At 44.8% G+C, this 6,372-nt stretch carries 6 protein-coding genes; 1 reads left to right on the top strand and 5 read right to left on the bottom strand.

The window, feature by feature from the left end; all coding sequences use genetic code 11:
• A partial coding sequence (locus tag AB4653_RS10960; protein WP_372104149.1) for a sensor histidine kinase occupies positions 1–640 on the top strand: 640 nt, incomplete at its 5' end.
• A gap of 180 nt (positions 641–820) precedes the next feature.
• Here AB4653_RS10960 and AB4653_RS10955 read toward each other — a convergent pair.
• The 5 genes from AB4653_RS10955 to AB4653_RS10935 all read right to left on the bottom strand — a co-directional run.
• Complete coding sequence (locus tag AB4653_RS10955; protein ID WP_102258334.1) at positions 821–1,783, bottom strand: DUF2860 domain-containing protein; 963 nt, start codon at positions 1,781–1,783, stop codon at positions 821–823.
• A 259-nt stretch (positions 1,784–2,042) separates the two neighbouring features.
• Positions 2,043–3,854, bottom strand: coding sequence for a class I poly(R)-hydroxyalkanoic acid synthase (phaC, locus tag AB4653_RS10950; RefSeq protein WP_102258333.1), 1,812 nt, complete (start codon positions 3,852–3,854; stop codon positions 2,043–2,045).
• 73 nt (positions 3,855–3,927) lie between these two features.
• On the bottom strand, positions 3,928–4,275 hold the full coding sequence (locus AB4653_RS10945) for a phasin family protein (RefSeq protein WP_009845466.1): 348 nt from the start codon (positions 4,273–4,275) through the stop codon (positions 3,928–3,930).
• A gap of 130 nt (positions 4,276–4,405) precedes the next feature.
• Positions 4,406–5,617: an acetyl-CoA C-acetyltransferase gene (locus AB4653_RS10940; protein WP_102258332.1), complete on the bottom strand. Its 1,212-nt coding sequence runs from the start codon at positions 5,615–5,617 to the stop codon at positions 4,406–4,408.
• Between the two features lie 26 nt (positions 5,618–5,643).
• The coding region (locus AB4653_RS10935; protein ID WP_372104146.1) for an SDR family oxidoreductase at positions 5,644–6,372 on the bottom strand (729 nt) is incomplete at its 5' end.

The following is a 6,372-nucleotide window of genomic DNA, read 5'->3' as shown; positions in this document are numbered from 1 at the left end:
AAGTAAGAATGCGCACTTGGTAGAAAGAGAACAACGTTTTCTATCTCATGCTAGTCACGAATTGCGAACGCCTATTGCAATCATACGAGCAAATATGGAGATCTTAGAGCGCATCTCCCTGCCCTCAGATTTACAGCGCCCGATCAATCGTATCGACCGCGCGAGCAGCAACATGCAGCAAATTACCGAAACCATGCTCTGGCTAGTCCGAAAGAGTGAAACTCCACCGAATCAGAGCTTAGTTTCGGTCGTCGCTTTATTAGATAATTTGATAGAAGAGTTAGAATATTTAATTCAAGGTGAAGAGATCGACATCATCCGCAATTACCTTCATGCCCCAACAGTGGAACTTCCAGAGACTCCAATCAAAATTGTCGTTGGTAACCTCATTCGTAACGCTTTCCAATACACGCACAGCGGTACGATCCATATCTATTTCGAAAAAAACAGCATAGTGATCAAGAACATCAATACACAGGAACTTGATCTGCCATTTCAAGATAGCTTTGGCCTTGGGCAGGATTTAACCGAGAAAATATGTAAGAAGCTAGGATGGCATCTTGAAGCAGAGGAAATAGAGGGAGGCTTGTTGGCTCGGCTTCATTTGCCGGTCGAAGAAAAATCAAATACCAATACTTAACTTCGTTTAAGTTGAATGACCAAGCTTCATGGCGATCCGACCGGACATTTTTGGTCGCCATTGACTGAATTTAAGCTTCATCACTCATATTCAGTTGCAGCCTCTAGCCGAAAAAATAAACAATAAAAAGGGCTAACAAATATGCTAGCCCCAACTCATCGTGATTAAGCAGTCAATTACTTAAAAGTGATAGCTAACACCAACACTCATCAAATATCCGCTGGTATCGTAGAATGCAATATTGGAATTGTTACTAGAATAACCCGCTAATGCGTTGAATCCCCAGTCTTGCCAACCCATAACGTCCATATATTCATAGCCAAGCGTTGCGCTATATCCATTGTCTTCACGTGTTTTCTTGAATACTGGATTGGATGCATCATATGAGCGATGACTGTAATCTGCATTGACCGAGAATGCATGATCATCCACCATCATTATGTAGGTCAACGAGCCAGAGTAATCAGAGAAAGAAACTGCTTTACCGTCTGCAAGATGTTTTTGATAAGACAACGATGGTTCGATAAAAGAGCTCTCACTAACAGGCATCTCCATAGATAGGCTTGCATAATAGCCTTTAGCGTCACGTTGGAGTACACCGGTTGGCACTCCTAGATGAACGCCCGATTTGTCATTTTTAATGTCTTGCTTGTAGACAGCGAAATCACCCGATAAACCAATATCTAATAAGTTGTCGAGTTGTACACGAAAGGTATCACCAGAGATGTCGGTTTTAGTCCTCGCAGTATTGGCTATGAACGGGTCTTCCCATACTTCACCATTTGCGATTGTTGGAAGGTAAGAGAAAGATACAACCGATTCGTTGCCATATTCCAGTGCGTAGCCAAATTCAAAAGCAAAAACACCTTCAATGATATCGCCACGCGAGGTCCCCATAAAGACCTGCTGGTCGCTATCTGAACCAAATGTGTAGCGCAACTGTCCCAGCGGTACAACAAGCGCACTCGAATCCGATTCTCCCTTGCTGTTCAAGCTGCCTTTTTTTACAGCCTCTGAGTCATCGGTTTCACTACCAAAGCCGACCAATACTCCAACTTCGCCTCCCCAGCCTGGTTCATCAAGTTCAGCCAATACATTTGTACTAAACAAAACCCCTAGAGTCATTAACATGCGGTAATTCATCGCTACTTCTCCTTATGAAAGTAGCGAATAGTTTGCCAACTCGAAGGTAAATTTGGGGTGAATAGAGATACTTCATTGTGGGAGCATACTGACGGCATATGCAACAACTCGAGACGGCCGTTTTTTTTACGACTATTTGTATTGTTACACCTAAATTGGTAGTGGGCGTTTGGGTATTGATGCGTTTGATAAGTGCACCTCTGATATAAGTGGCTGATACCCTAGCAGAAATAGGTATCAACCACTCACGTTAAACAATCTAAGCGTCGCTTTTCGGAGCCTCTACATCAACGACTTCTTTATCGACGATAGGAAGTACCTGTTTTACATAGTTACCCGGTGCCTTGCCAATCACAGGGTGAAGCTCGGAACCTTGATTGAAAGGTTCGACTTTCTCGTCAGCTTCAAAGCCTTGTAACCATTGATCCCAGTGTGTCCACCATGAGCCTTCGTTGTGACTTGCGTTGTTTAGCCATTCGTCAGCAGAGTCGTCTAAGTTGTCGTTCAACCAGTAGCCGTATTTCTTTTTCTCTGGATGGTTAACAATGCCTGCGATATGACCAGACTCGCCCAGAACAAACGTCTTGTTGCCACCAGTGTTCAATGCACCACGGTAAGTCCCCTGCCACAACGCGATATGGTCTTCTTTGGTCGAGATGAAGTAGCTTGGTATCTTAATTTTATTCAAATCAATCCATACGCCGCCCACTTTCACGCCTTTGTCTTGAACCAGTTTGTTTTCAAGATAAAGCTCTCGCAGCAAAAAGTTATGGCATTTAGCCGCCACGTTAGTGCTGTCACTGTTCCAGTACAGAAGATCAAACTCCATCGGGCTACTGCCTTTGAGGTAGTTATCAATATAGTAGTTCCAGTATAAGCTGTTCTCTCGAAGCAAACTGAACGTCACGCTCAACGAACGACCATCCATATAGCCCTTGCCATCGTTCTGCTTCTCAATAGCATTGATGATTGTCTCATTGATGTACGCACCCACCTCACCCGGCTGCGAGAAATCCAACAAGGTGGTAAAAAAGGTCGCTGTTTTGATGCGCTTTTTCATGCGCTTCGCAGCGTAGTAAGCCACCGTAGACGCGAGTACCGTGCCGCCAATACAATAACCTGCCGCATTGATTTGTTCTTTGCCTGTGATGTTTTCAATCGCAGCAACGGCTTTAACCACGCCTTCCGTGACATAGTCACCAAACTCAGTGTCCTTCTGCGCTTCACCTGGGTTGCGCCAAGACATCATGAATACGCTGTGTCCTTGCTCAAGTAACCAGCGCACCATCGAGTTCTTCTCACGAAGGTCAAGAATGTAGTACTTATTGATGAACGGCGGAACGATCAACAAAGGCGTCGCGTTAACCTGCAGTGTCTTTGGATGATACTGAATCAGCTCAAACAGCTCGTTTTGAAAAACAACATCACCTTCCGTGTTCGCAACATCTACACCCAATCGGAAAGCGTTGTTGTTGGTCATGCGGATCTTGAGTATATCGGCGCTTGCTTCAACGTCTGCTTGTAACTGCTCTAACCCATCAAGCAGGTTTTCACCATTTCGCTCAAGCGTCAGTTTCATCAACTCTGGGTTAGTCGCAATGAAATTGCTAGGAGAGAGAGCATTGATTGCCTGACGTGAAAAGAACGCCACACGCTCTTTGGTTTTCTCGTCGATGCCTTCGATAGAATTGATGGTGTCGATGTAGCTTTTACTGAATAACAAATAGGATTGCTTGATGAAGCTATAGAAAGGGTCGTTCTTCCATGCATCATCGATAAAGCGCTTATCACTGCGATCTTCTGAGATGACACTTTCAGTGTTGCCCATCAGTGCTGCGTTTTGCCAGATTTGCAGTTGCTGTTCCCACCATTGAGATTGCAGCTGAAGCAGGACGGCGGGTTGGTTGGCGGCTTGCTCGAAGATTTTTGATGCATCATCAAAATTCAATTCTTGCATCGCTTGATTTAGGGGAGATTGCGCGGCTTCCTTGTTTTGTTCAAAGTTATCCCACCATTGCTGGTTTGTTTGTTGAAGTTTAACAAGGTAGTCCGAAAAGAAGTGTTGAAACATAACATGACTCCAATAATCGGAAAATCGCCACCGAATGTGACAGTAAAACTGCCTCACTCGATGGCGATTAAGTTTATGCAGGTGTGACTGTTTTCAAGTTTTCAGTTGTTAGTGTTTCAACATCGTCTTTGAATTCTTTGGCAGCCGCTTGCAGTTTCGAACTGTCACTCATCATTTGCTGAGACAGTTGAGTTAATGCCGTGAGTTGTTGACTATTGAAAGCGGTCAGGCTGTTTACATCTTTGATTTCGCTGACTGCCTTCATTTGAGAAAGGCCCATATCCGTATAAGTCTGCATCGCATTCATTTGCAGTTCTGTCATCGTTTGAATGTTCTTAGCAACCAACTTGTTGAACTTTAAGTACGGTTCAAATTGCTTTTCTGTTTGGTCAGTAATTGTTTTGAAAATATCCGTGTACATAAGTAACTCCTGATGAATACATAGTTTAATAAATTTGTATAATCATCGTTTCAGCCAACATTCATCTATGAGCTCGCGATGCTTTGAAAAGCTGATCCGATGTTTAAGCTTGCTATCGATACCTTAGGCTCTAACCTTCAATACCTTTTAGCAAAACAGCGGTTCCCATTCCTCCACCCACGCAGAGTGAAGCAACGCCATAAGTCGTTTTCTGTTCAAGCATTTCATGGATGAGTGAAACAATAATTCGATTGCCAGACGCACCTAGAGGGTGACCAAGCGCGATTGCCCCACCATTCACATTGACCTTTGGCTTGAACGCATCAAGCGGTAAATCATGCTGCTCTGACAATTGGTACATTACGCCAAGAGCTTGTGCTGCAAACGCTTCATTCAATTCAAACAAATCTATTTCTTCGAGGGTGAGATTCGCTTTATCAAGCGCTTTAGATACCGCTTCTACTGGGCCTAACCCCATAATTTTGGGATCTAAACCAGATTGCGCGTAGCTGCTCAGCTCTACCAGTGGTGTCAGGCCGTATTTCACGACCGCCGATTCAGACGCTAAGATGATTGCACTTGCGCCATCATTGATGCCCGAAGCGTTACCTGCCGTAACAGACCCTTCACGGTCAAAGGCTGGGCGAAGCTTTTGCAGAGCTTCGAATGTCGCGTCTGACTTCGGATACTCATCGGTATCAAAAATGACGGTTTGTCTGCGCTGCTTAACTTCTACAGGCACGATTTGCTCGTTAAACTTACCCGCTTCAATCGCTGCGACGGCTTTCTGTTGGCTTTCTAGGGCATAGTTATCTTGAGCTAGGCGCGAAACATTTAACGTGTTGGCGATATTTTCAGCCGTCATGCCCATGTGGTAGTGATTAAACGCATCGGTTAAGCCATCACCAACCAATAAGTCTTTCATTGAGATATCACCCATTTTGTGACCATTACGAACACTCGCGGGCACCACAAACGGAATTTGGGACATCACTTCAACGCCAGCAGCAATAACCACTTCAGCATCTTGTGCTTTGATGTGCGCCGCTGCGTCCATCACTGATTTCATACCGCTGCCGCAAATCATGTTCACGCCGTATGCTGGCGTTTCCTCAGGAAGCCCCGCATAAATGGAAGCCTGACGAGCAACCCCCATGCCTTGACCTGCCGAAATCACATTGCCGACGATCACTTCATCAATCGCATCTAACGAAAGATCGACAGACTCAAGTGCGCCTTTGATCGCAACGCCAGCTAACTCACCCGCAGATACGTTTTTTAGCGACCCAGTAAATGCACCAATAGGAGTGCGCTTGGCCGCAACAATAAATACTTTTTCCATCATTCCAATCCCTTCAGTTTCGCCAATTAGTGCATGTACAAGCCGCCATTCACTGACAATGTTTCGCCTGTAATGTACGCCCCAGACTCACTCGCTAAAAAGCCCACTGCATCGGCAATTTCAACAGGCGTCGCTAACCGTTTCATTGGGATTTGATTCTTTATAGAATCAAGGACTTCAGGTTTCATTTGTTCAACCATAGGCGTGCCTGTGTAGCCAGGGGCAACAACATTTACCGTCACACCACTCCTAGCACCTTCAGCGGCAAGCGCTTTTGAAAAACCAATCATCCCGGCTTTCGCTGCTGAGTAGTTAGTTTGTCCGAATTGACCTTTAAGACCATTCACTGAAGAGATATTAATGACGCGGCAATTGCCCTTTTCACACATAGGCGCAAACAGTGGTTGAGTAACATTGAAAAGGCTGTTTAAGTTCGTTTCAATCACGTCTTTCCATGCTTCGGCATCCATCTTCTTAAAAACACTGTCACGCGTTATACCCGCATTGTTGACCAACACATCCACCGTGCCTTCTTCTTCTAACAACTTGCTTAAGCTCAGCGCACATTCCGCAGTATTGGTAACATCTAATTCAAACAATCTCACTTGATCTTCGGTGAATTGTTTTTCGTTAAACCAATCCAAGGCACATTGGTAATTCCCAGTAAAATAAGTCGCGATAACACGATAGCCGTCTGCAACTAACTTAGAGGAAATTGCTGAGCCGATACCGCCTTTTGACCCTGTAATTAAAGC

Source organism: Vibrio sp. 10N.222.48.A3 (assembly GCF_041475345.1).
Classification (GTDB): Bacteria; Pseudomonadota; Gammaproteobacteria; order Enterobacterales; family Vibrionaceae; genus Vibrio; species Vibrio tasmaniensis_A.
The sequence above is the reverse complement of the archived record's forward strand: the minus strand, read 5'-3'. Positions and strand labels throughout refer to the sequence as shown.